The sequence below is a fragment of the Streptacidiphilus pinicola genome (genome assembly GCF_003258295.1).
GTDB lineage: Bacteria > Actinomycetota > Actinomycetes > Streptomycetales > Streptomycetaceae > Streptacidiphilus > Streptacidiphilus pinicola.
Genome location: NZ_QKYN01000028.1, coordinates 40,854 through 65,503 on the forward strand (window position 1 = coordinate 40,854; position 24,650 = coordinate 65,503).

Consider the following 24,650-nt stretch of genomic DNA (forward strand, 5'->3'; position numbering starts at 1 on the left):
GACCACACCGGAGTCTATTCGCGTAGACACCGTGATTTCGGGACCGCCGGGCGACCCCAATTCACAAACAGCGAGCGGAACTTCGTGAAGCCTGACGTTCCATCAGCAGTCGATGCCGGCACGGCTCCCACCGGAGCCCCCGCCGTCGTCCTCGTCGGGTGGCGTCCCCACGCCGCCACCGCGCTCCACCGGCTGGGCGCACGCGTCATCTGCCTCAGCAGTCCGGCGCACTACGAAACGGCGCGGGTGTCCCCCTCGGTGGACGAGACACTGCTCGTCGCCGATCCCGCCGGTATCGAGCAGGCGCTGTCCGCGCTGACCCGCGCCGGGCACAGCGCCTCGAACGTCGCGGCGGTCGCCAGCGACGACGAGTTCACCGTCGTCACCGCCGCCACGCTCGCCCAACTCCTCGGCGTGCGCGGCATGCCCGTCGACGCGGCGATCGCCCTGCGCGACAAGTACGTCCAGAAGTCGGTGATCACCAGGATCGGGCTGCCCACCGCCCGTTGTGCGCTGGCCGACACCCTCGAGCAGATTCCCCTGCTGCCGGTCGCCCCGCCGTTCGTCGTCAAGCCCGTCGCCGGCGCCGCCACCGCGGACACCTTCCCCGTGCTCGACGAGGAGGCCCGGCAGGCCCTGGCGAGCCCGAACGCCACCGCCCCCACGCGCCCCGGTCCCTGGCTGGTGGAGACGTTCACCCAGGGGCGGGAGCTGCACCTGGACGGCGTCGTGCGCGACGGCGCCGTCACCGGCTTCGGCATCTCGCGCTACCTGCACAACGTCCTCGCCCTGCGCGAGGGCAAGTTGGTGGGGTCGGTCGGGCTGGCTCCCGAGCGCCACCGCGATCTGTACGCCCACGCCCGCGCCCTGACCGAACAGGCCCTGGCCGGGCTCGACCTGCGCGACGGCGTCTTCCACCTCGAAGTCTTCCTGCACGAGGGCCGGTTGACCTTCAGCGAATGCGCGGGACGAACGGGCGGCGGCCTGATCCGCGAGGTGATGGGCGCTCAGTTCGGTACCAGCCTCGCCGACGGCTGGGCCCGCGCCGTCCTCGGCCTCTCGCCCGCTCCCGTCCCGGCCGAGTCGCGCGACTGCTACGGATGGGTCCAACTGACCGCCCCACCCGGCCGGATCACCGCGATGCCGACGGCGGAGGAGCTTCTCGCCCTGCCCGGTGTCGTCGAGGTCCGCCTGAACGTCGAGGTGGGTCAGGCCACGCCCGACACCAGCGCCTCCTCGTTCAACAAGGCCGGCAGCGTGCTCGCCTGCGGCCCCGACGAGGCCACCGTGGAAGAGCGGTTGCGTGCCGCGGCGGCCTGGGCCCGCGCCGCGATCCAGGTCTCCCCCGCCGAACCCGTTGCCACCGTCGGGGCCTCCGCATGAACGGGCAGCCCACCGCCCCCACCCTGTCCAGGATGCGCCTGCGCGTCTTCCTCGACGGCCAGGCCGTCTCGCTGCTCGGGGACGGATTCGCGCTCCTGGCCGTGCCGTTGGTCGTCCTCGCGATGAGCCACAGCGCGCTGGCCACCGCGCTGTCGGCCGTGCCGCGCACCGTGGGCTACCTCTTCGTCGGGCTGATCGCCGGCGTCGTCGTCGACCGCGCGGACCCGCGCCGGGTCATGCTCGTCGCCGACACCGTCCGCCTTTCGGCCTTCGCCGTCATCACGATCCTGAGCGCGACCGGCTCCACCGACGTGGTCGCCGTCCTGATCTGCGCGTTCATCGCCTCGTCGGCCGGCGCCTTCTTCGAGTGCGCCCTCAGCGTCGCCGTCAAGGACGCGGTCCCCGCGGCGCGGTTGGTCTCGGCCAACTCCTACCTGGAGACCGCCTCCCAGATCTCCCTGGTGGCCGGCCCCGCCGCCGTCGGCGCCTTCACCGCCGTCATCGGCCTCACCGGCGCCCTCGTCATCAACACGACGACCTTCGTGGTCTCGCTGGCCACCCTCGCGTTCCTGCCCGCCCGCACCGCCCCCTCGGCCCGACCGTCCGAGCCGTCCGAGCCGTGCGAGCCGTCCGGCCGGCTGCGGCAGGTCGTCCAGGACTCGCGCACGGGGCTGGCGTTCATCCGCCGCAACCGGCAACTCGGCGCCATCACCGCGCTGCAGGGCGCCGTCAACTTCGTCCTCGGCGTCGAGACGCTCATCGTCTTCTTCGGGCGCGAGACCCTCCACCTCTCGCAGTCCCTGTGCGGAATCGCGGTGGCAGCCGCCGGTATCGGCGGGATCGTCGGCGCCTCCGTGTCGCCCCTGATCGCCAGGAAGGTCAGCGAGTCCACCGTCATCCTGCTCTCCGTGCTCGCCATGGGGGCCTGCGTCATCGGGATCGGCGCGGCCCGCTCCGTGTGGCTGCTCGGCGCCGCCAATCTCGTCCTCGGCCTGACGGCCACCTGCGCCACGGTCGTCATCAGAACCCTCCGCCAACGCGTCACCCCCCGCGAGCTCCTCGGCCGGGTCACCGGAGCCGCCCGCGTGATCAGCCTCGCGGTCAACCCCCTGGGCGCCGCCCTCGCGGGTGCGGCCGTGACCTGGCTCCACGGGCCCCGCACCCTGTTCCTCGGCGCGGGCCTGCTGCTCATCCTGATCGCCGGCTCGGCCTGGCGCGTGGCCGCCACGAGCGCGGACGATCACCTCGCGCCGGACCCCGGCACGGCCGACCCGTCCGGCTCCGGCGAGCAGGACCGGCAACCGCTCCTCGGCACGACCTGAGCCGTCAGCGCACCTCAGGTCTCCACGGGCGCGCCGCACTCCGGGCAGCGGAAGGGCTCGCGGCGCGCAGCCAGGGTGCGGCGGGCCCAGTGGTACAGCCACGGGAAGGTGATGGCGGGCAGGTCCCTGGTCGCCTCCACCGTGCCGTGGCGCGGACAGCGCCCTCGTCTGCTCTGCGTCTCGGTTGCCATCTCTCCTCCTCCCTCAGCCCCCGCGGGGCAGCCAGCTGAAGCGGCGCAGGGCGATCAGCAGACCGCCCAGGCCCCACGCGGCGATGATCAGCAGGTCGGTCCAGGCGAAGCCGGCACCGGTGGTGTGCGGGTTGTAGGCGGTCAGCAGCGCCTCGACGAGGTGATGGACCGGGAACACGTTCCCGACGTCCACCAGCCAGCGCGGCAGCACCGAGGATGCGATGAACACCCCCGAGATGAAGTAGAGCGGCAGCATCACGGCCTGGGTGACCGGCTGGGCCGCGTCCTCGTTGCGGATCACCGAGGTCAGCGCGTAGCCGAGGCAGCAGAACGAGAGCGCGCCGACGATCACGGTGACCGCGAGCGCCGGAGCGGTCCGGGCCGGGATGTGCGCGTGGTACGCGGCCCAGCCGATGACCAGCAGCACGGCGGTGATGACGACGGCGACGACCACCGCGGTCAGCGCCCGGCCCGCGATGACCGACGCGGCCGGGACCGGCGTGGCCCGACGGCGCTTGAGCACGCCCGCCTCGCGCTGGGCGGTCACGGAGATCACCAGGTTGACGAAGGACGCGCCGATGATGCCGAGGGCGATGATCCCCGGCACGTAGTAGACGGAGGTGTCGATGGTGCCACCGGCCACCTTCACCGTGTTGTGCCCGCCGAAGACCGAGGCGAAGATCACCAGGAACAGCACCGGCAGCGCGAGCGTGAAGAACCGCGACTGCGGATTGCGCAGGAACGCCCGCAGGTCGTAGGGGAACTGGTGCAGCGCCAGCCGGACCACGTCCCCCGGCGGCGCGCTCTTCGGGGAGGCCATCAGGGCACCTCCGTCGCGGCCGTCTCGTTCGCCGTGAGCGCCAGGTAGACGTCCTCCAGGCTGGGACGCCGCACTTCGAGGTCCGGCAGCTCGTGGCCGCGCGCCTCGGCCCAGCCGATCAGCGGACCGAGCACGGTGAGCGGGCGGTCGGCCCGCAGCAGCAGGCGGCGGCCCTCCCCCTCGCCGTCCGCCAGCGCCGCCCGGACGGCCGGAGGCAGGTCCGCGAGCCCGGTGGCGGGCGGCAGGGTGAACCGGATCTCGGCCGCCGCGCGCTCGCGGCCGCCGATGGTGCCGGGCGTGCCCTCGGCGACGATCAGCCCGTCGGAGATGACCGTCACCCGGTCCGCGAGGTGCTCGGCCTCGTCCATGAAGTGGGTGGTCAGGAAGACCGTCACGCCGAGCGCGCGCAGGCCCGCGATCATGTCCCAGGCGGCGCGGCGGGCGGAGGGGTCGAAGCCGGTCGTGGGCTCGTCGAGGAAGAGCAGCTCCGGGTCGCCGATCAGCGACAACGCGACGTCGAGCCGACGGCGTTGGCCGCCGGACAGCCGGGTGGCGGCCGCGTCCGCCTGCTCGGCGAGGCCGACCAGCTCCAGCGTCTCACCGACGGGACGCGGCGCCGGGTAGTAGCCGGCGTACAGGCGCATGCACTCGGCCACGGTGAGGTCCCGCTCGGGCTGCGACTCCTGCAGCACCACCCCGATCCGGGCCCGCCACGCGGGACCCGCCCGCGCCGGGTCCTCCCCCAGCACGTCGACCTCCCCGGCGGTCCGCCTGCGGTACCCCTCCAGGATCTCGACGGTCGTGGTCTTGCCCGCCCCGTTCGGCCCGAGGAAGGCGAACACCTCCCCGCGCCGCACCTCCAGGTCGATCCCCCGCACGGCCTCGAACGGGCCGTACCGCATCCGGAGGGCGGAGACCCGGATCACCGTGTCCATGCCGGACCCCGATCTGGTCGGCTCCCGCACCTGTGGCGGGCTTGGCCTCAACGCCAGGCCCAGAGCTTCCCACTCGCCTTCCCGGACTGGTCCGTCTCCCACTCGAAGGCTCCCGCCACACCGCGCAGTCCGGCGAAGGCCGGTGAGTCGCTGAGGTAGACGATGGAGCCGCGCCAGGAGACCGTCCCGCCCTCGCCGAGCGTCCCGACGCCGGTGCCCTGCCAGCTGGCGAAGGCCCCGTCGGGGCTCATGATGACGCCCGTCCCCGTGCCGTAGAGCGTGCCGTCGGGCCGCAGCGTGCCGACGTAGGTCCCCATGTCACTGATCGTGACCCCGAGCAAGGTCCCGGACGCCTGGAACGTGGTCTCGACGCTTGGCGGCAGCCCGTGTTCGGACGGGAGCACCCGCTGGACCGTGATCCGGCCCTGTTCCTCGCCTATCAGGTCGCCGAGCATGGTGCGCCTCCTCACTCGCACACCGTCCTCCCAGGCTACGCCCGGGCTGTGCGCATCGCGTCCGCGTCGCCCGGAAACCGCCGCCCGCCCGAAAACCGTTGGCGTCCGGGGCGAGGGCCCGGGCACGATGGTGCGCATGTTCCGGTACGCCATCGCCCAGTTCCCCGCAGTCGCGGGCGCGATGGCCGCTGCCCTGACGTCCGCAGCCGCCGCGGGCGCGTGCGACGCACGGCCCGCAGCCGCCTTCGGCGGCGCGCGAAGCTGACCTTCCCCGGGTCGATCCCCCGGGACCTCTGCCGGGGAAGGTCGGCCCCGCCCTGAGGTCCCGTCAGGAGTCAACTCCCGGAGAAGAGAAGCGTCATGGCCAAGCAGGCCTTCGTGCGGACCAAGCCGCACCTCAACATCGGCACCATGGGTCACGTCGACCACGGCAAGACCACGCTCACCGCCGCCATCACCAAGGTGCTCGCCGAGCACGGCGGCGCCGCCTTCGTGCCGTTCGACCGGATCGACCGCGCGCCGGAGGAGGCCGCCCGCGGCATCACCATCAACATCGCGCACGTCGAGTACGAGACGGCCACGCGGCACTACGCCCACGTCGACATGCCCGGCCACGCCGACTTCGTGAAGAACATGATCACCGGTGCGGCCCAGCTGGACGGCGCCATCCTCGTGGTCTCCGCGCAGGACGGCGTGATGCCGCAGACCGCCGAGCACGTGCTGCTCGCGCGGCAGGTCGGCGTCGAGCACGTCGTCGTCGCGCTGAACAAGGCCGACGCCGGCGACCCGGAGCTGCTGGACCTGGTCGAGCTGGAGGTGCGCGAGCTGCTCGGGGCCCACGGCTACGACGGCGAGGGCGCGCCCGTCGTCCGGGTCTCCGGGCTGCGGGCGCTGGAGGGCGACCCGATCTGGACCGCGGCGCTGCTGGAGCTGCTGGACGCGGTGGACGCGTACGTGCCCACCCCCGTCCGGTACACCGACGCGCCGTTCCTGATGCCGGTCGAGAACGTGCTGACCATCACCGGCCGCGGCACGGTGGTGACCGGCGCGGTCGAGCGCGGCACCGTGCGCATGGGCGACCGGATCGACGTCATCGGCTACGGCTCGGAGCTCGGCTCCGTGGTGACCGGGGTGGAGACCTTCGGGCGCACCATGGAGAGCGCCGAGGCGGGCGACAACGTCGCCCTGCTGCTGCGCGGCGTGCAGCGCGGCCAGGTCCGCCGCGGCATGGTCGTCGCGGCGGCGGGCAGCGCGTCGGTGCACAGCGTGTTCACCGCGCGGCTGCACCTGCTCTCCGCGGCGGACGGCGGCCGCCGCACGCCGATCACCAGCGGCTACCGCCCGCAGTTCTACCTGCGGACCGGTGACGTCGTGGGTGACGTGCTGCTGCCGGACGGCGTCGCGGTCGCGCGGCCGGGCGAGACCGTCGAGCTGACCGTGACGCTCGGTCAGGCCGTGCCGCTGGAGCCGGGGTTGGGCTTCGCCGTCCGCGAGGGCGGCCGCACGGTCGCGGCCGGGGCGGTGCAGGCGATCCTCGAGTAGGCGCCGTCATGCTGTAGCGCACGGTGCCCCTGAGTCCACAGACGCCGGTGTTTACGACAGCGGCGTCTGTGGGCAGCACTCAGCCGCACGGGCTCGGTATCCCCCGATCCGAGCCCGTGCGGCGGCGTTCCTCGTCCCGGAGCGAGCACCGAGCTTCGGCGGTCCCCCCGCCTCGGCACCACGGTGACGTCGGACACGCCCATGCCCCCGTCGGGCACGGCCGACGCTCCCCCCGGACCGTCGGCCGAGCCGATAACGGAATATTCCACGCTTTCGCCAACGGATCACCAACAGACCGTCCCGGCGTGAGGGAAACCGCAGTTGGGCGAGGGTCGGCCGCAGTCGAACGGGCTGTTAGCATCCTTCGCGCCTCCCGTTCGCGTACTGGGACGCGGGGTGAGTGAGGGGTGGGAGATGCGATTCGGGCTGCTCGGGCCGCTCGTGGTGGAGGGCACGGCCGGCGCGATGCCGCTGAAGTCGCGCAAGGGCCGGCTGCTGCTGGGTGCGCTGCTGCTGCGCGCCAACGAGACGGTGCCGACGGCCGGCCTGCTCGACGCGCTGTGGGGCGACGCCGTGCCGCCGACCGCGCGCGCCTCCCTGCAGAACCACGTCGCCCGGCTGCGCGGGCTGTTCGGCGCGGCCGAGCAGGAGCGCATCCGCACCACCGCGTCCGGCTACCTGATCCGGGTCGAGACGGACGAGTTGGACACCGAGGAGTTCCGCCGTCGCGCCGACGACGCCCGGCGGGCCCGGCTCGCCCGGGACTGGGAGGCCGTCAGCGCCGAGGCCGACGCCGCGCTGCGGCTGTGGCGGGGGCGGCCGTTGGAGGACCTCCCCTCGCTCGCCGAGGCCGACACCGCCGACACCTTCCAGCACGCCTTGGAGAACTCCCGTCTGCAGCTGCGCTCCTGGCGCGCCGCGGCGGAACTGCGGCTGGGCCGCCACCACGACCTCGTCCCCGAGCTCACCAGCTGGGCGGCCGAGCATCCGCTCGCCGAGGAGTTGCAGCGGGACCTGATGACGGCGCTGCTGCACGACGGCCGCCGGGCCGAGGCCCTGGACGTCTACGGACGCCTGCGGCTGCGCCTCAGTGAAGAGTTGGGCGTCGATCCGGGCGCGGCCGTGCAGGAGGTCTACCTCCAGGCGCTGGCCGAGGACGCACCGGCGGGGCTGGAGCGCCAGGCTCCGCCCGCCGCCCGGCGGCGGGCCGAACCGACGCCGTCGTCGCCGACGGCCGCGGCAGCCGACGCGTCCGGCGTTGCGGCCGCGCTCGCCGGGCCGCCGGTGCGCTGCCAACTTCCCGCGGAGGCACGCGCGTTCACCGGGCGTGCGGCCGAGGTCGAGCGGCTGCTCGGCTGCGCCCGGCAGGCCGCGGACGGGGAGGAGACCGGCTGGGCGGTGGTCGCCGCCGTCGACGGCATGGCCGGAGTCGGCAAGTCGGCGCTCGCCGTCCACGTCGCCCAGCGGGTGCGCGCCGACTTCCCCGACGGCCAGCTCTTCGTCGACCTGCGCGGCTGGACCCCGAGCGCGGCGCCGATGACCACCGCCGAGGCCCTCGACGCACTGTTGCGCGCCCTCGACGTGCCCCCGCAGACGATCCCGAGGGACCCGGCGGAGCGCGCGGTCCAGCTCCGCGACCGCCTGGCCGGGACGCGGACCCTGATCGTCCTCGACAACGCGCTGAGTAGCGCGCAGATCCGCCCACTGCTGCCGGCCACCTCCCGCTGCCTGGTCCTGGTCACCAGCCGCAAGCGGCTGACCGGGCTCGACGACTCCCACGCCGTCTCGCTGCGCGTCCTCAGCGAGGCCGAGTCGCTCACCCTGCTGCGCCGCGTCGCAGGCGCGGAGCGCGTGCCCGCCGAGCAGCCCGAGGCACGCGAACTGGCCGCGCTCTGCGGCTTCGTACCGCTCGCGCTGCGCATCGCGGCCGCGCAGCTGCGGCGCCGCCGCTCGCTGCGCCTGACCGACCTGGTCGAGCGCCTGCGCGACGAGCACCACCGACTCCCCCGCCTCGACCAGCTGGACGGCTCCGACGCGGGCGATGCCTTGGCGGCGGAGCCGGAGGAGCGAGGGCTGAGCGCCGTCTTCGCGACCTCCTTCACCGCGCTGCCCGCCGCCGAGCAGCGCCTGCTGACCCTGCTCGCACGCACCCCCGGCACCGACGTCGACGCGCCCGCCGCCGCGGCCCTGCTCGGCGGGGACGGCGTCACGGCGGAACAGCTGCTGGACTCGCTGCTGGACCAGAACCTGCTGACCCAGCACGTGCCCGGCCGCTACGGCTTCCACGACCTGATCCGCCTCTACTGCCGCGAGCCGCGCCAATGGGACGCGGTCGAGCACGACGCGGCCCTCGACCGCCTCCTCACCCACTACGCCCACGGCGCCGAACACGCCGCCACCCAACTCCGCCGCTGGCCCCGCGCAGTCCCGACACCCTGTCCGGACGAGCGGGGCGCGGGCGCGGGCGCGGGTGCGGGCAGCGGCTCAGACAAAGGCCCCGGCTCGGGCATTGCCGGCGAAGCTCGGGTCGGCGACCGGAGCGCCGGGCCGGGGTGGGGCCGGGTAGCTGGGTGGGCGGAGGAGTCGGCGCTGGCGTGGATGCGGGCGGAGCGCGAGAACCTGCTCGCCTCGGCGCGGCTCGCCGTCGGCGACGGCCGGCCCGCGCACCGCGTACCCGTCGGGATCGAACTGGCCCTCGCGCTCGCGCCGCTGCTGCACCAGGAGGGCCCGCTGGCCGACGCCGCGGACCTGCTCCGCGCCTGCGCCGAGGCGGCGCGGGACGCGGGCGACCGGTTCGGCCGGGCCGAGTGCCTGACCGAGCTCGGCCGCATCCACATGCAGCGCGGCGACTTCGCCGACGCCCACCGCGCCCACGAGGAGTCACTCACCCTCTACCGCGCGCAGGGTGCGCGCCTCGGCGAGGCCAACGCGATCTACGAGCGCGGCTGCGTCCACCTGTTCAGCGGCGACTACGCCGCCGCCGTGCCGCTGCTGGAGCAGTGCCTGGAGCTCTACCGGGAGATCGGCAGCGACCTCGGCCAGGCCAACGCGCTCTTCCAACTCGGCCGCGCCTACCGCCTCACCGGCGACCTCTCCCGCGGCGGCGAACGCGGCGAGCGCGCCCTGGAGCTCTACGTCGCGCTCGGCAAGCGCTGGGGCGAGGGCCACGTGCTCTGCGATCTGGCGCGGGTGCGGCAGCTGAGCGGGGAGCTGCGCGCCGCGGTCGAGCTCGGCGAGCGGGCGCTCGCGGCGTTCCGCGCGATCGACAACCACCTCGGCGAGGCCACCGCCTGCCAGGCGCTCGGACGCATCCACCAGGACCTCGGCGAACCCGCCGCGGCCACGGGCCTGTTCGAGCGGGCGCTGCGACTCTTCCGCGCGATGGCGGCCGAGCAGGCCGTCGCCCGCAGCCTCTGGGACCTCGGCCGGGTCCGCCTCAGCGCCGGGGACCCCGAGAGCGCGGCGTCACTGCACGAGCAGTCGCTGGCCATCTTCCTCGCCTCCGGCAACCGCAACGGCGAGGCCAACGCCCGCCACGACCTCGGCCGCGCCCGGCACGCGCTCGGGCGCGCGGCGGAGGCGGCCGAGCTGCTGACGCAGGCGCGCTCGCTCTTCCACGACCTCGGCGACCCCCACGGGGAGGCGGAGGTCCTCAACAGCACCGGTGCGCTGCGCTCCGCCGTCTCCGGCCCGGAGTCCGCCCTCCCCTGCTACGAGGAGGCGCTCCGCCTCGCGCGGCGCGTCCCGAGCCCGCTGGAGGCGGCCCGCGCGCTGGAGGGCCTCGGCCGCGCGCACGCGTCGCTGGGCGACGCCGCGCAGGCGGTCACCGAGCTGCGCGAGGCTCTCGCGCTCTACCGGCACATCGGCGCCGTCCCCGCGGCGCAGGCCGCCGAAGCCCTGCTGAGCGAGTTCTCCGACTGACCCGCGCGTCCGGCCCGCGCGCCGGCTCACGCGCCCGCTTCGAGCCGCCGCTCAGTCGAGGCGGGCGGGCAGACCGAACCGGCCGAACTGGGCCGGGTCGAGGAACGAGGTGATCCCGGCGATCAGGCCGTCCCGCAGGTCCAGGACCGCGACCGCCCAGCCGTCATGCGGGCCCGCGGGGTCCGGGCCGAGGTAGAACGCGACGGCCGGCTGGCCGTTCGCGCTGATCACCCGGTGTCGCCAGCTCGGGCACCGGGTGATCGGGACCTCCACGGCGAAGTCGCGGACTGCGTCCATGCCCTGGTACCAGTGCGGCAGCGGCGGCATCGACCAGGTGACGTCCTCGGTGAGCAGCGCGACCAGCGCGTCGGCGTCGCCGCGCTCCAACGCCCCGGCGAATCCCGCCGCCCGCGCCCGCACCTCCGCCCCGCCGAGAGCGCGCAGGGTCTGCTGCTGGCTGCGGGCGGGAATCCGCGTCGCCAGGACGCGGCGGGCACGGGCGAGCGCGGAGTTCACCGACGCCGTGGAGGTGTCCATCATCGCGGCGATCTCGGCGGCGGAGAACCCGAGGACGTCGAACAGCAGCAGCGCGGCCCGCTGGTTCCCCGGCAGGTGCTGGCAGGCGGCGACGAACGCCAACTCGACCGCCTCGCGCTGCTCGTAGCGGGCCTCCGGCCCGGCCGGGCCGTGCGGGAGGCCTGCGTCGGGGTAGGGGCCGAGCCAGGGGATGTCCGTCCGCGGCTGCTGGTCGAGCACCGCGTGGCCGCTCGCGGGGCCGAGGTCCACCGGAAGCGCCCGTCGGCCGCGGGCGGCGACCGCGTCCAGGCAGACCCGGGTGGCCACCGTGTAGAGCCAGGTGCGCAGTGTGCTCCGGCCCTCGAACCGGGCCAGCGACCGCCAGGCGCGCACCAGCGTCTCCTGCACGGCGTCGTCGGCGTCGTGGGCCGAACCGAGCATCCGGTAGCAGTGGGCGTGCAACTCTCCGCGCAGCGGGGTCACCAGGCGGGTGAACGCGGCGTCGTCCCCGGCGCGGGCCTGGGCCAGGTCCGCGACCGGGCCGCTCTCCGGGTCGGAAGAAATCTCTCCCATGAGCGACGATTCTGCCCGATGGCCGCGGTCTCACCTGTGACCACACACGAACACGCGCCCACCCCACCGGGGAGCGAAGGAGCATCACCGCCATGACACCGACCACGCCGCCGGCATCGAGCACCTGGTCACTGATCCACTCCGAGCGGGAGGCCCTGGCCGACGACCTCGCGGGACTGACCGGCGAGCAGTGGGTGACCGGGTCGCTGTGCGACGGGCTCACCGTCCGCGAGGTGCTGGCCCACCTGACGGCGGGGGCCGACCTCGGCTTCTTGCGTTGGATGACGGGCGTGCTCCGCTGCCGCTTCGACTTCGACCGCCAGGTCGCCATGCGGTTGGCCGAGCAGTTGGGTGCCACCCCGACCGAGACGCTCGCGCGGTTCCGGCAGGTGGCGGGCAGCACGACCAAGCCGCTTCCGTCGACCCTGGCGATGCTCGGCGAGACCGTCGTCCACGCCGAGGACATCCGGCGGCCGCTGGGTATCGGGCACGACTACCCCGTCGCCACCCTGACCACCCTGGCGACCTACTACCAGTGCTCCGACCTGCCCGTTCGCTCCAAGAAGCGGGTCGCCGGCCTGCGCCTCACGGCCACCGACGGCCCCTTCGCCGCCGGTGACGGGCCACAACTGTCAGGCACCACCCTGGCGCTGGTGATGGCCATGGCCGGACGCATGGCCTACTGCGAGGAACTGGAGGGCCAGGGAGTCGCCCTCCTGTGCGAACGCCACGCCGCGCTCTGAGCTGAGGGGTCAGCTCAGCGTCGCGACCAGCTTGCCGTTCTGGACGGCGACGGGGATGGAGGGCAGCGCCGTCTGGGCCGGGCCCTGGGCGACGGAGCCGTCCGTGGACTTGAACTGGCTGCCGTGGCAGGGGCAGGTGATGACGCCGTTGGTCACGCCGTCGACCACGCAGCCGGCGTGCGTGCAGACCGCGCTGAACGCCTTGAACGAGCCCGCGCTCGGCTGGGTGACCACGACCTGCTGTGCGCGGTAGACCTTGCCGCCGCCGACCGGCACGTCGCTGGTCGGGCCGAGGGTCACCGGGCCCGACTGGGTCGAGGCGGAGGAGGAACCGCCGCACGCGGCGAGGACTGCGACGCCGGCCCCGGCGACCCCGACGGCCGCCGCGCCACGCAGCACCTGGCGACGGCAGCAGCCGGCCGACTCAGAAGTGTTCTCACTGTTCACGGCGGCAGGCTCTCCTCGCGATCGGGCGGCGGTCCCCGCCCTCGCGGGGACCGCCCACCACCCTATGCGGCTTGCCTGTGTGCGAGCTCAGCGGACAGGCCCTAGGCCTTCGCCGCGGCCTTCTTCCGTGCCGCGGGCTTCTTCCGCGGCTTGGGGACGGAGTCGAAGACCCGCTCCTCGCCGAGGATGTCGCGGAGGAACTTGCCGGTGTGGCTCTCCCCCACCGCCGCGACCGCCTCCGGCGTGCCCTCGGCGACCACGATGCCGCCGCCGGAGCCGCCCTCGGGGCCCATGTCGATGACCCAGTCGGCGGTCTTGATCACGTCGAGGTTGTGCTCGATGACGATGACCGTGTTGCCCTTGTCGACCAGGCCCGTCAGCATCTTGATCAGCTTGCTGATGTCCTCGAAGTGCAGGCCCGTGGTCGGCTCGTCCAGGACGTAGATCGTCCGGCCGTTGCTGCGCTTCTGCAGCTCCGAGGCGAGCTTGACGCGCTGCGCCTCGCCACCCGAGAGCGTCGTCGCGGACTGGCCCAGCCGGACGTACCCGAGGCCGACCTCGGACAGCGTCTTCAGGTACCGCGCGATCGCCGGGACGGCCTCGAAGAAGCTGAGGGCCTCCTCGATCGGCATGTCCAGGACCTCGGCGATGGACTTGCCCTTGTAGTGGACGTCCAGCGTCTCCCGGTTGTAGCGGGCGCCGTGGCAGACCTCGCAGGGGACGTAGACGTCCGGCAGGAAGTTCATCTCGATCTTGATCGTGCCGTCACCCGCGCAGTTCTCGCAGCGACCGCCCTTGACGTTGAAGGAGAAGCGGCCGGGCAGGTAGCCCCGGATCTTCGCCTCCGTCGTCTCCGCGAAGAGCTTGCGCACGTGGTCGAAGACGCCCGTGTACGTGGCCGGGTTGGACCGCGGGGTGCGGCCGATCGGCGACTGGTCGACGTGGACGACCTTGTCGACCAGATCCGTGCCCGTGACCCGGGTGTGGCGGCCGGGCACGCTGCGCGCGCCGTTCAGCTCACGCGCCAGGTGCGTGTAGAGGATGTCGTTGACCAGCGTCGACTTGCCCGAGCCGGAGACGCCCGTGACGGCCGTGAACAGGCCGAGCGGGAAGGAGACGTCGACGTCGCGCAGGTTGTGCTCGCGGGCGCCGTGCACGGTGATCTGCCGCTTGGCGTCCAGCGGACGGCGCACCTCCGGCAGCGGGATCGCCCTGCGGCCGGACAGGTAGGCGCCGGTCAGCGACTCCTTGTTGGCCAGCAGGCCCTCGCGGGAGCCGGAGTGGACGACCTTGCCGCCGTGCTCACCGGCGCCCGGGCCGATGTCGACGACCCAGTCCGCGGTGCGGATGGTGTCCTCGTCGTGCTCGACGACGATCAGCGTGTTGCCGAGGTCGCGCAGCCGGACCAGCGTCTCGATCAGTCGGTGGTTGTCGCGCTGGTGCAGGCCGATGGAGGGCTCGTCCAGCACGTAGAGCACGCCGACCAGACCCGAGCCGATCTGCGTGGCCAGGCGGATGCGCTGCGCCTCGCCGCCGGAGAGCGTGCCGGCCGCGCGGTCCAGCGAGAGGTAGTCGAGGCCGACGTCGACCAGGAACTTCAGCCGCTCGTTGACCTCCTTGAGCACCCGCTCGGCGATGGTCTTCTCGCGGTCGTTCAGCTCCATGCCGCCCAGGAACTCGGCGCAGTCGGCGATCGACATGGAGGAGATGTCGGAGATCGACTTGCCGGCCATCCGGACGGCGAGCACGACCGGCTTCAGGCGCGCGCCGTGACAGGCCGGACAGGCCGTCTCGCGCATGTAGCCCTCGAAGCGCTCGCGGGCGCTGTCGCTCTCCGCGTCCGCGTGGCGGCGCTGGACGAACGGGACGGCGCCCTCGAAGCCCGTGGTGTAGGAGCGCTCGCGGCCGTAGCGGTTGGTGAAGGTGACCTCGATCTCCGTCTTGTGCCCGTACAGCAGCGCCTTCTTGGCGCGCTGCGGCAGGCCCGCCCACGGGATGTCGGTGCGGAAGCCGAGCTCCTTGCCCAGCGCCTTGATCAGGCGCAGGTGGTAGTCCTTGATGTGGCCGTGCGACCAGGGGTGGATCGCGCCCTCGTCGAGGGACTTCTCCTCGTCGGGGATGATCAGCTCCGGGTCGACCTCCATCCGGGTGCCGATGCCGGTGCACTCGGGGCAGGCGCCGAACGGCGAGTTGAAGGAGAAGGAGCGCGGCTCCAGCTCCTCGAAGGACAGGTCGTCGTAGACGCAGTAGAGGTGCTCGGAGTACATGCGCTCGCGCTCCGGGTCGTCCTCGGGGAGGTCGACGAAGTCGAGCACGACCGTGCCGCCGGAGAGGACCAGGGCGGTCTCCACCGAGTCGGTCAGCCGGCGCTGGGCGCTCTTCTTGACCGTGAGGCGGTCGACGACCACCTCGATGGTGTGCTTCTCCTGCTTCTTGAGCGTCGGCGGCTCGCTGAGCTGGATGGTCCTGCCGTCGACCCGGGCGCGGGAGAAGCCCTTGGTCTGCAGGTCGGCGAAGAGGTCGACGAACTCGCCCTTACGGCCCTTGACCAGCGGCGACAGCAGCTGGAAGCGGGTGCCCTCGGGCAGCTCCAGCACCTTGTCGACGATCTGCTGCGGCGACTGCCGCGAGATCGGCCGGCCGCACTCCGGGCAGTGCGGGTGCCCGATGCGCGCGAAGAGGAGGCGGAGGTAGTCGTAGACCTCCGTGATCGTGCCGACCGTGGAGCGCGGGTTGCGCGAGGTCGACTTCTGGTCGATCGAGACGGCCGGGGAGAGGCCCTCGATGAAGTCCACGTCGGGCTTGTCCATCTGCCCGAGGAACTGCCGGGCGTAGGAGGACAGCGACTCGACGTAGCGGCGCTGGCCCTCGGCGAAGATCGTGTCGAACGCCAGGGAGGACTTGCCGGAGCCGGAGAGGCCGGTGAAGACGATGAGCGAGTCACGCGGCAGGTCGAGCGAGACGTTCTTCAGATTGTGCTCGCGAGCACCGCGGACGATGAGGCGGTCTGCCACGCTACTGCGCCCTTCGAAGCGGGATGAACGGGACGGATGAACCATGGTTGAGTCAAGAGTAATGGGATCACGTGTTCGATTTCTCAGGCAATCGACCGCGTTCGCCCGAACGGATGAAACGCTAGCGCGTGAAGGGCTCCGCTCGTGGGAACGACGGACAAGTGCGCCGAGTCACGATCCGGGGCCGAACCAGCTGCCAGGGCTTCCATGGGGGACATCCTTTGAGCATCGCACCCACCACTGACATTCCCGTCCTGACCGCCGCGACGGCCCGCCTGCTGGCGACCGTGGAGGCCATGCGGGAGCCCGAGCCGGCCGAGGCCTCCCTGCTCCCGGGCTGGACGCGCGGCCACGTGCTGGCCCACCTCGCGCGCAACGCCGACGGCCTCGCCAACCTGCTCGACGGCGCGCGGACGGGCGTGCCCACGCCCATGTACGCCAGCATGGAGGCGCGCGAGCGCGACATCGAGGCGGGCTCGAAGCGCTCCCTCGCCGAGCACGTCGCGGACCTGCGCGCAAGCGCGGCCCGCTTCGACGCCGCGGTCGCGGCGATGCCGAAGGCCGCCTGGTCGGTCGAGGTCCCGCACCGGCTCGGGGCGTTCCCCGCGAGCGGGGTGGTCGCCAAGCGGATCCAGGAGGTCGAGTACCACCACGTCGACCTCGGGCTGCCGGACGCCTACGCCCCGGCGGACTGGCCGCCGGATTTCGTGCGGGGGCAGCTGGAGCTCGTCAGCGGGAAGTTCGCGGGCCATTCCGACCTGCCGCGGCTCACCGTGGTCGACGCCGTGACCGGGGACGCCTACGAGACCGGCGCCCGGCCCGCCGCCGGCACACCCGAGCTCACCGTGCACGGCCCGGGCCCGGCCCTGCTCGCCTGGCTCACCGGCCGTTCCGACGGCCTGGCCCTCGACGTGGCGGCCAACTCCGTCCTGCCGACGCTCCCGCCGCTAGGCTGATCCCATGACGTACCACGGAGCGGTGAAGGTCGGCGGGACGCCCGACGTCCGGGAGTTGGCACACCTGGTGATCACCAAGATCGCCGTCGGGCCCATGAACAACAACGCCTATCTGCTGCGCTGCCGCGCCACCGACGAGCAGCTGTTGATCGACGCCGCCGCGGACGCGCCGGTCCTGCTGGAGTCGATCGGCGACCGCCTGGCCACCGTGGTCACCACGCACCGGCACCAGGACCACTGGAACGCGCTCGCCGACGTCGTCCGCGCCACCGGCGCGCGGACGGCGGCCGGCCGCATCGACGCCGAGGGCATCCCGGTCCCGACGGAGCTCCCGCTCGACGACGGCGACACGCTGCGCGTCGGCGAGGTCTCCCTCACCGCCCGCCACCTGGTCGGCCACACCCCGGGCGCGATCGTCCTGCTCTACGACGACCCGCAGGGCCACCCGCACCTCTTCACCGGCGACTGCCTCTTCCCCGGCGGCGTCGGCAACACCTGGGGCGACCCGGCCGCGTTCCGCAGCCTCTTCCACGACGTCAGCACCAAGCTCTTCGACCCGCTCCCGGACGAGACCTGGGTCTACCCCGGCCACGGCGACGACACCACGCTGGGCGCGGAGCGCCCGCACCTGCCCGAGTGGGAGTCCCGCGGCTGGTGACCCCGGGGCGGGTCGCCCGGCCGCGCCGGGGACCATCAGTGCTTGACGAGCCGTACCACGTCCCGGGCAGCCGGCCTGATCGGACGGTTCGGACCGGCGTCCGCGACTGCGGCGGCGAGGAGCGCGGCGCGCTCGGGATCGGTGAGTGCCAGGCCGTCGGCGAGGGATTGAGCCACCGTCACGGAGGGGGAGCGCAGACCGACCTCCAGGTCGAAGAGGTACGACGGGGCGATCCCGAGGATCCGCGCCGCCTCTCGCCGCCGCCAACCGGTGCGCAGCCGGGCTCGGTTCAGCATCTCGCCGAGGCCGGACGGCGCCGTTCGCCGCGTTCGCTGCTCCACGCCCTCTGCCATGTCCTCAGCTCCTCATCGGCCGCGCCGGACGCGGTGAGGGCCCGGCGTCTCACTCAACACGTCCGCGACCCAGTGGCGGTCGAATGCCGGTCGAACCCGCGTCCAGCGCGGCGGCGCGTTCGTGGTGCGGGTGGGTGGCACGCTGGTGGTCGTCGACGCGCCGGTGCCCACCGGTCCGGAGCAGGTCAGTGCACTCACGGCGGTGGTTCCGTCGGGCGTGGCCCGTCGACCCCGCGTCCGTCCAGCTGTAGGAGTCTCCGTGTCCGACGAGTCCGCCGCCCAGTCCGGCGACGTCCTGGCCAAGCTCGGCGCCCACCCGGGCCTGTGCGCGGCCTGCCGCCACCGGCTCCTGAACGAGACCCGACGGGGGACCGCCTACCTCCGTTGCGGCCTCGCCGGCACGGACGCGACCCTGCCGCGCTACCCGCGTCTGCCGGTTCTCCAATGTCACGGCTTTGCGGCGACGGAGGATCAGGCTCCGCAAGGTCTCGACAATTGATCACCCACGGTGCAGGATGGCTCCCGCCTGCCCGTCCGCGCCATTCCCCCGTTGTCGCGGACGGGCAGCGCTGTCTCCAGGACCTCCCCTCCCAGTGACCTGGCACAATGCCGGGCACCGGGATCGAGGAGGGGTGGGCATGGGGTGGTGGCAGGAGCGGCGGGAGCGGCAGCGGCTCGAGGGGGATCTGGCGGCGAAGGTGCTGGGTACGAAGCCGTACTTCGACAGCGGGCGCCAGGGCGAGATGGTGCATCCGCTGCGCACCTGGCTGGACCAGGCCCTCGTGGGGCTCGGGCCCGAGCATGACGTGACGGTGGAGCTGCGGTACCGGCTCGCCGCGGCGCTGCGGGCGACGGGCGCCGTCGCGGAGGCGGGCGAGCAGGCGGCCGCGGTGGTGGCGCAGCGGGAACGACTGGGCCTGAGTCAGGTCCTGGTCCAGGCGTGGGTGCTGTCCGCGGACGCGCTCGACAGCCAGGGCCGCCACGCGGAGGCCGCCGACGCCTGGGCGGCGCTCGGCGAGCACGCCGCGAACGACCTGGACCGCAGGGACGTGGCCCGGATCGCCCGCGCACAGCGGGCCGCCGCGCTGTGCCATGCCGAGCGCTACGCGGAGGCCGAGCAGGAGGCGCAGCGCCTGCTGGAGTCCGCGGGCAGCGGTGCGGGTCCGAACGGCGCCGGGGTGCGGCTCTCCGCGCTGATCCTGCTCTCCGTCGCGCTCTGCGGCCAGGGCCGCGCCGTGGAGGCGGAGTCGGCGGCCCGTCAGGGCCTGGTGATCGCCTCGACGGAGGGCGGACCGCGGTCGGCGACCAACGCCTACGTCCTCTACGTCAACCTGGCCAACGCCGTGGAGGCGCAGGGTCGCGCCGCCGAGGCCCTCGACCTCCTCGCGGTCGCGCCCCGGCCGCCCCAGCTCACCACCGAGACCTCCGTGGCCACCGCGCTCACCCAGGCCCGAGCCCTCCTCGCCCTGGGCCGCCCCCAGGAGGCCGCCGCGGTCCTCCACCCCGCTCTCGCCGCCGCCCAGGCCTCCTTCGGCCCCGACCACGCCCTCCTCCGCGACCTCCGCGCCCTCCACACCCGCGCCGGCCTCGGCGACCTGACGCGCTGATTCCTAGCCGGGCAACCGCACTTCGAACGTGGTGCGGCCCGGGGCGGAGTCGACCGTGACGGTGCCGGCGTGGGCGGTGGTGACCGCGTGGACGATGGCGAGGCCGAGTCCGGTGGAGCCGGTGGCGCGGGAGCGGGTGCGGTCGCCGCGGACGAAGCGTTCGAAGACGTGCGGGGTGAGCTGGGGCGGGATGCCGGGGCCGGTGTCGGTGACGGTGAGGCGGACGTCCGAGGGGGTGGACCGGAGGGCGAGGGAGACCTGGGTGCCGGGCGGGGTGTGGACCCGGGCGTTGGCCAGCAGGTTGGCGACGACCTGGCGGAGCCGGTCCGCGTCGCCGGGGACGTGGACCGGCTCCGCGGGGAGTTCGAGCTGCCACTTGTGCTCGGGGCCGGCCGCGCGGGCGTCGGTGACGCAGTCGAGGGCGAGGCGGGTGAGGTCGACCTCGGTGGACGCGAGCGGGCGGCCGGCGTCGAGGCGGGCGAGCAGCAGCAGGTCCTCGACGATCGCGCCCATGCGCAGCGACTCCGCCTCGATCCGGCGGAGCGAGTGCTGGACGGACTCGGGGGTCGGCTCGGGGCTGCGGAGCGCCAGCTCCGCGTGGCCGCGGATGGCGGCGACGGGCGTGCGCAGCTCGTGGCTGGCGTCGGCGGCGAACTCGCGCAGGCGTTCCTCGACGGCCTGGCGCTTGGCGAGGGCGTCCTCGACGTGACCGAGCATCAGGTTGAGGGCGACGCCGACCCGGCCGACCTCGGTCTGCGGGTTCTCGTCGGGGACGCGCTCGCGCAGTTCGACCTCGCCGCTGGCCAACGGCAGCGCGCTGACCTGCTCGGCGGTGCGGGTGACCCGCTCCAGCGGGCGCAGCGCGAGCCGGACCCAGAACGTGCCGGCCACCGCGATGACGGCGAACAGCCCGGCGAAGACCAGCAGTTCGACCAGGAGCAGACGGCGCACCGTGCTCTCCACCTGGCTCAGCGGCAGGCCGGTGACGAGCGTGTCGCCGTCCGCGGCGCGCTGGGCGACGAGGCGGTACTCCCCCAGCGGGCCGAGGTGCCGGGTGGTGGGCCGGCCGCCGATCGGGAGGGACGCGAGCTGGGCCCGGAGGTGCTCGGCGAAGACGGGGTGGTCGTCCGTGTCGCCGCCGATGGCGTCGTCCGCGTCGCCGTCGACCACGCCGGCGGACTCGACCTGCCCGCCGGTGAGGGTGACGCCGAGGGTGCCGACGGTCTGCGCCCGGGTGTCGCCGTGCGGCTCGGTCTCCAGACTCGCGGCGTAGCGGCCGCCGGTCTCCATCAGCTGCTGGTCGACCTTGTCGACCAGGAACCGGTGCAGCTCGGAGACCGTGACCAGGCCGATCGCCGTGCTGGCCGCGGCGAGCAGCGCGAGCAGACCCACGATCAGCCGGCCGCGCAGCGTGCGCGGCGGCCTCGGGGTCAACCGGCGCAGTCCCCGGTGGAAACGCCCGGCCCGGATGCTCACGCGGCGCTCACGCGTGCGGGGGCTTGATCAGGTAGCCGGCGCCACGCACGGTGTGGATCAGCGGCTCGCGCCCGTGGTCGATCTTCTTGCGCAGGTAGCTGATGTAGAGCTCGACGACGTGCGCCTGCCCACCGAAGTCGTAGGACCAGACCGCGTCCAGGATCTGCGCCTTGCTCAGCACCCGGCGCGGGTGCCGCAGCAGGTAGCGCAGCAGCGCGTACTCGGTGGGGCTCAGGTCGATCAGCTCGCCGCCACGGGTCACCTCGTGGGCGCGCTCGTCGAGCACGAGGTCGGCCAGGGTGAGCACGTCCTCGGTGTCCGCCTCGGCCGAGCCTGCCGACCCGGCGGTCCCGGTCGCCGGCTGGGCGGCGCGGCGCAGCAGGCCGCGGAGCCGGACCACGACCTCGGCCAGGCTGAACGGCTTGGTCACGTAGTCGTCCCCGCCGGCCGCGATCCCGCCGATCCGGTCCTCGACGGCGTCGCGGGCGGTCAGGAAGAGCACTCGCACCTCGGGCTGCTCGGCGTGGACGCGGCGCAGCACCTCCAGGCCGTCGAAGTCCGGCAGCATCACGTCCAGCACGATCGCGTCGGGCCGCCAGAGACCGGCGATCTCGACGGCCTCCTCGCCGTTTCTGGCTCCGCGCGTCTCCCACCCCTCGTAGCGCAGCGCTCCGCACAGCACCTCGACGAGGTCGGGCTCGTCGTCCACGACGAGGATGCGCCGCGCGGTGGTGGACATGAGGGTCTCCTGGGACATGGGGCCATTCTGGGGCAACCGGGGGACGTGCCATGAGAATGCAATGAGATCACCTCGGCCGCCCGGCGCGCCAAAGTCCGCGGCGACACGCTCCTGACCTGCGGTGATCGCTTGCGCTTCAGGGCTGATCCACCTCTTACTCATAGGGAATTCTGAATCTGCGCTGTCAGGGTGCTGCTGTACGCGAATCAGGACGCTGTGCCGATTTCAGGACAGTGGGACACAAGGAGCCGCAGGATGAGTGCTGTCACGCAGCAGCGCGCCGCACGTCCGGGCGCGCACCGCGGCGCCTCCGCCTCCGGGTCCCCGATGCCGGTGGACACGGTGGCCCGGGTGGTGCTGGCGGCGATAGCCGTCGGCGCCCTCGCCGTGGTGGCGATCTGGTGGAAGAACACCCTCGGGGTCGTCGGCCTGGACCAGTGGCTGACCAACGCGGGCCGGATCACCGGCCTGCTCGCCGGCTACACCGCGCCGGTCCTGCTGCTGCTGATGGCGCGGATCCCGCTGCTGGAGCGGGAGGTCGGCTCGGACCGGCTGGCCCGCTGGCACGCGATGGGCGGCCGGTACCTGGTCGGTCTGATCGCCACGCACGTCGTCACGATCATCTGGGGCTACGCGCTGACGGCCCGCAAGAACGTGATCGGCGAGGGCGTCACCATGGTGCTCACCTACCCGGACATGCTGAAGGCGAGCTTCGGCACGCTGCTGCTCCTGGCCACCGGCTTCTTCTCGGCCCGCGCCGCCCGCAAGCGGCTCGGCTACGACACCTGGTACTACCTGCACCTGGCGACCTACGTCGCCGTCGCGCTCGGCTTCGCGCACCAGCTGAGCAACGGCGCCGACCTGGGCGAGGGCCCGGAACGGCTGCTCTGGTACGGCCTCTACCTGGGTACGGCCGCGGTGATCGGCTGGTACCGGCTGCTGCGCCCCTGGCAGCTCGACCGGCGCCACCAGCTGCGGGTCGCCGAGGTCCGTCCGGAGGGGCCGGGCACCGTCTCGCTCTTCCTGACCGGGCGGCACCTGGACGAGCTCGGCGCGGAGGCGGGCCAGTTCTTCCGGCTCCAGTTCCTGGCCAAGGGCCTGCGCTTCGCCGCCAACCCCTACTCGCTCTCCGCCCCGCCGACCCGCGACTACCTGCGCTTCACGGTCAAGGACCTGGGCGGCCACAGCGCGGCCGTCGCCGGGGTGAAGCCCGGCACCAAGGTCCGCGCCGAGGGTCCGTACGGGGCGTTCACCGCGCGCCGCCGCCGCTCGCGGCAGGTGCTGCTGCTGGCGGCGGGCGTCGGGATCACCCCACTGCGCGCGCTCTTCGAGACCCTGCCGGCCGCGCCCGGCGAGCTCACCCTGCTCTACCGGGCGAGCGCCGAGGAGGACCTGCTGTTCCGACGGGAGCTCACCGCGATCGCCGAGGCACGCGGCGCGCGGCTGCAGTTCCTGCTCGGCCGGCGCAGCGAGGTCGGCAACCCGATCCAGCCCACCGTGCTGCGCAACCTCGTCCCGGGTCTGGCCGCCCACGACGTCTACGTCTGCGGACCGGAAGCGTTCATGGAGCAGGCGGTCACCGCCCTGCGCCAGGCGCGGGTGCCGCGGCACCGCATCCACCACGAGTCCTTCAGCTTCTGATCCGCCCCCGCGTCCGAACCGTCCCCGCGTTCCGAACCATCCTCGCGCTCCGGAGGCCCGCCATGCGCCGCGCCATCGTCACCACCACCGCCACGGCGGCCGGCGTCGTCCTGCTGCTCTCGCTCAAGCCGCACGGCAGCCAGTCGGCCTCGGCCCAGGCGCCGGTGATCAGCTCCGGCAGCGACACCTCGAACACCAGCAACACCGGCAACACCGGCAGTGGCAGCTCGAGCACCGGCAGCAGCAGCTCGGGCAGTGGCAGCTCCGCCGGCAGCGGGTCCTCGACCTCGGCCCCGTCCGGGACCAAGTCGGGCAGCGGCAGCTACACCGGCACGGCGGTCGACACCCGCTACGGGCCGGTCCAGGTCCGCATCGACGTCAGCGGCGGCAAGGTCAGCAAGATCGACGTACTGCAGTACCCGAACGGGCAGCAGCGCGACCAGGACATCAACAGCTACGCGCTGCCCGTCCTCAACCAGGAGGCGCTCTCCGCCCAGAGCGCGCAGATCGACGCCGTCTCCGGCGCCACCTACACCAGCGACGGCTACACACAGTCACTGCAGAGCGCCCTCGACCAGGCCGGCCTCAAGTGATCACCCGTCACGCCGAGCACGTGATGGGCACGGTCTTCTCCTTCATGGTGCGCGACCCGAGCCCGGCCGTCGACGAGGCGGTACGGGCGGCGGTCGCCCGGCTGCACGCGATCGACGCGCGCTTCTCCCCCTACCGCGCGGACAGCGAGGTCAGCCGGATCGCCCATGGGGAGCGGGAGCTCGCGGACGCGAGCCCGGAGCTGGCCGAGGTGCTGGAGCGCTGCGCGGAGGTCGCGCAGCAGACCGACGGCTGGTTCAGCCCCTACCGCGAGGGCCGGCTGGACCCGAGCGGGTGGGTCAAGGGCTGGGCCGTGCAGCAAGCCTGCGAACTCCTGTGCGAGGCAGGGTCGCGGGAGCACTGTGTCAACGGCGGCGGTGACGTGCAGTCGGTCGGCGGACCCTGGCGGATCGGCGTCGCCGACCCGTTCCGCCCCGGCGAGCTGGCGACCGTGGTGGCCGGCCGCGACCTGGTCGTCGCCACCTCCGGCACGGCCGAACGCGGCGCGCACATCCTCGACCCGCGCACCGGCGAGGCGCCGACGGGGCTGCTCTCGCTCACCCTGGTCGCCTCCGGCCGGGCCAGGCTCGCCCGCACCGACGCGTACGCGACCGCGGCCTTCGCGATGGGCCCGGAGCTGGGCCTTTCCTGGGCGGAGCGGCAGCCGGAGCTCGAGGCCCTGGCGATCCTGCCGGACCCGGCCGCGCCCAAGCGCGCGACCAGCGGCTTCCTGCGCCACGCCGTCTGACGCCGCACACGACGACGCC

Annotated in this window: 23 protein-coding genes; 13 read left to right on the forward strand and 10 right to left on the reverse strand. The window is 73.5% G+C overall.

Annotation, left to right across the window (positions count from 1 at the left end; genetic code table 11):
- Positions 1–84: 84 nt before the first annotated feature.
- Both DN069_RS39890 and DN069_RS06900 read left to right on the forward strand, forming a co-directional pair.
- Positions 85–1,383 (forward strand): ATP-grasp domain-containing protein, encoded by a 1,299-nt coding sequence (locus DN069_RS39890; protein ID WP_165845399.1) that lies wholly within the window; start codon positions 85–87, stop codon positions 1,381–1,383.
- A complete protein-coding gene (locus DN069_RS06900; protein ID WP_165845400.1) occupies positions 1,380–2,705 on the forward strand; it encodes an MFS transporter in 1,326 nt (441 codons plus the stop codon). Before DN069_RS39890 ends, DN069_RS06900 begins: the two co-directional genes overlap by 4 nt.
- A gap of 14 nt (positions 2,706–2,719) precedes the next feature.
- Here the strand turns inward: DN069_RS06900 and DN069_RS39895 are convergent, their stop codons facing one another.
- Genes DN069_RS39895 through DN069_RS06915 form a run of 4 tightly spaced genes read right to left on the reverse strand, consistent with a single transcriptional unit; the run spans position 2,720 to position 5,106 of the window.
- Positions 2,720–2,896 carry a hypothetical protein gene (locus DN069_RS39895; protein WP_165845401.1) on the reverse strand — a complete coding sequence of 59 codons (177 nt, stop codon included), beginning with the start codon at positions 2,894–2,896 and terminating at the stop codon, positions 2,720–2,722.
- 13 nt (positions 2,897–2,909) lie between these two features.
- On the reverse strand, positions 2,910–3,716 hold the full coding sequence (locus DN069_RS06905; RefSeq protein ID WP_111499950.1) for an ABC transporter permease: 807 nt from the start codon (positions 3,714–3,716) through the stop codon (positions 2,910–2,912).
- A complete protein-coding gene (locus tag DN069_RS06910) occupies positions 3,716–4,651 on the reverse strand; it encodes an ABC transporter ATP-binding protein (RefSeq protein ID WP_111499951.1) in 936 nt (311 codons plus the stop codon). The genes DN069_RS06905 and DN069_RS06910 overlap by 1 nt, the downstream gene beginning before the upstream one ends.
- Positions 4,652–4,698: 47 nt before the next feature.
- Entirely contained in the window at positions 4,699–5,106 is a 408-nt protein-coding gene (locus tag DN069_RS06915) for a hypothetical protein (RefSeq protein ID WP_111499952.1), read from the reverse strand.
- Between the two features lie 136 nt (positions 5,107–5,242).
- On the opposite strand from DN069_RS06915, the gene DN069_RS42335 reads away from it, so the two are divergent.
- The 3 genes from DN069_RS42335 (at position 5,243) to DN069_RS06925 (ending at position 10,569) form a co-directional block, all read left to right on the forward strand.
- The gene (locus tag DN069_RS42335; RefSeq protein WP_279387877.1) at positions 5,243–5,371 is read left to right on the forward strand and encodes a hypothetical protein; all 129 of its coding nucleotides are present in this window, start codon (positions 5,243–5,245) and stop codon (positions 5,369–5,371) included.
- Positions 5,372–5,466: 95 nt separating this feature from the next.
- Positions 5,467–6,648: an elongation factor Tu gene (tuf, locus tag DN069_RS06920; RefSeq protein ID WP_111499953.1), complete on the forward strand. Its 1,182-nt coding sequence runs from the start codon at positions 5,467–5,469 to the stop codon at positions 6,646–6,648.
- A 414-nt stretch (positions 6,649–7,062) separates the two neighbouring features.
- Positions 7,063–10,569 carry an AfsR/SARP family transcriptional regulator gene (locus DN069_RS06925; RefSeq protein ID WP_111499954.1) on the forward strand — a complete coding sequence of 1,169 codons (3,507 nt, stop codon included), beginning with the start codon at positions 7,063–7,065 and terminating at the stop codon, positions 10,567–10,569.
- 51 nt (positions 10,570–10,620) lie between these two features.
- Here the strand turns inward: DN069_RS06925 and DN069_RS06930 are convergent, their stop codons facing one another.
- Positions 10,621–11,658 carry a sigma-70 family RNA polymerase sigma factor gene (locus DN069_RS06930; RefSeq protein ID WP_111499955.1) on the reverse strand — a complete coding sequence of 346 codons (1,038 nt, stop codon included), beginning with the start codon at positions 11,656–11,658 and terminating at the stop codon, positions 10,621–10,623.
- A gap of 92 nt (positions 11,659–11,750) precedes the next feature.
- On the opposite strand from DN069_RS06930, the gene DN069_RS06935 reads away from it, so the two are divergent.
- Entirely contained in the window at positions 11,751–12,401 is a 651-nt protein-coding gene (locus DN069_RS06935; protein ID WP_111499956.1) for a maleylpyruvate isomerase family mycothiol-dependent enzyme, read from the forward strand.
- Between the two features lie 9 nt (positions 12,402–12,410).
- Here the strand turns inward: DN069_RS06935 and DN069_RS06940 are convergent, their stop codons facing one another.
- Both DN069_RS06940 and uvrA read right to left on the reverse strand, forming a co-directional pair.
- Positions 12,411–12,848 (reverse strand): Rieske (2Fe-2S) protein, encoded by a 438-nt coding sequence (locus DN069_RS06940; RefSeq protein ID WP_207892069.1) that lies wholly within the window; start codon positions 12,846–12,848, stop codon positions 12,411–12,413.
- A gap of 101 nt (positions 12,849–12,949) precedes the next feature.
- Positions 12,950–15,862: an excinuclease ABC subunit UvrA gene (gene uvrA, locus DN069_RS06945; protein WP_111499957.1), complete on the reverse strand. Its 2,913-nt coding sequence runs from the start codon at positions 15,860–15,862 to the stop codon at positions 12,950–12,952.
- A 221-nt stretch (positions 15,863–16,083) separates the two neighbouring features.
- Here uvrA and DN069_RS06950 point away from each other — a divergent pair, with 221 nt between their 5' ends.
- Positions 16,084–16,818, forward strand: a complete 735-nt coding sequence (locus DN069_RS06950) for a maleylpyruvate isomerase family mycothiol-dependent enzyme (protein WP_243638964.1) — start codon at positions 16,084–16,086, stop codon at positions 16,816–16,818.
- 4 nt (positions 16,819–16,822) lie between these two features.
- Positions 16,823–17,476: an MBL fold metallo-hydrolase gene (locus tag DN069_RS06955; protein WP_111499958.1), complete on the forward strand. Its 654-nt coding sequence runs from the start codon at positions 16,823–16,825 to the stop codon at positions 17,474–17,476.
- A 35-nt stretch (positions 17,477–17,511) separates the two neighbouring features.
- Here DN069_RS06955 and DN069_RS06960 read toward each other — a convergent pair whose 3' ends face one another.
- Positions 17,512–17,829 (reverse strand): helix-turn-helix domain-containing protein, encoded by a 318-nt coding sequence (locus DN069_RS06960; RefSeq protein WP_111499959.1) that lies wholly within the window; start codon positions 17,827–17,829, stop codon positions 17,512–17,514.
- Positions 17,830–18,088: 259 nt separating this feature from the next.
- Here DN069_RS06960 and DN069_RS06965 point away from each other — a divergent pair, with 259 nt between their 5' ends.
- Together DN069_RS06965 and DN069_RS06970 are read left to right on the forward strand one after the other, a co-directional pair.
- Positions 18,089–18,328, forward strand: coding sequence for a hypothetical protein (locus DN069_RS06965; RefSeq protein ID WP_111499960.1), 240 nt, complete (start codon positions 18,089–18,091; stop codon positions 18,326–18,328).
- Positions 18,329–18,467: 139 nt separating this feature from the next.
- Positions 18,468–19,436 (forward strand): tetratricopeptide repeat protein, encoded by a 969-nt coding sequence (locus DN069_RS06970; protein ID WP_111499961.1) that lies wholly within the window; start codon positions 18,468–18,470, stop codon positions 19,434–19,436.
- A gap of 3 nt (positions 19,437–19,439) precedes the next feature.
- On the opposite strand, the gene DN069_RS06975 is transcribed toward DN069_RS06970, so the two are convergent.
- Together DN069_RS06975 and DN069_RS06980 are read right to left on the reverse strand one after the other, a co-directional pair.
- Positions 19,440–20,912, reverse strand: a complete 1,473-nt coding sequence (locus tag DN069_RS06975) for a sensor histidine kinase (protein WP_243638965.1) — start codon at positions 20,910–20,912, stop codon at positions 19,440–19,442.
- Positions 20,913–20,919: 7 nt separating this feature from the next.
- Positions 20,920–21,669 (reverse strand): response regulator transcription factor, encoded by a 750-nt coding sequence (locus DN069_RS06980; RefSeq protein WP_111499962.1) that lies wholly within the window; start codon positions 21,667–21,669, stop codon positions 20,920–20,922.
- Positions 21,670–21,906: 237 nt separating this feature from the next.
- On the opposite strand from DN069_RS06980, the gene DN069_RS06985 reads away from it, so the two are divergent.
- From DN069_RS06985 to DN069_RS06995, 3 genes are all read left to right on the forward strand, one after another.
- Complete coding sequence (locus DN069_RS06985) at positions 21,907–23,292, forward strand: ferredoxin reductase family protein (protein WP_111499963.1); 1,386 nt, start codon at positions 21,907–21,909, stop codon at positions 23,290–23,292.
- A 62-nt stretch (positions 23,293–23,354) separates the two neighbouring features.
- Entirely contained in the window at positions 23,355–23,885 is a 531-nt protein-coding gene (locus DN069_RS06990) for an FMN-binding protein (protein ID WP_111499964.1), read from the forward strand.
- Between the two features lie 23 nt (positions 23,886–23,908).
- Positions 23,909–24,631, forward strand: a complete 723-nt coding sequence (locus DN069_RS06995) for an FAD:protein FMN transferase (RefSeq protein ID WP_111500003.1) — start codon at positions 23,909–23,911, stop codon at positions 24,629–24,631.
- Positions 24,632–24,650 lie beyond the last annotated feature (19 nt).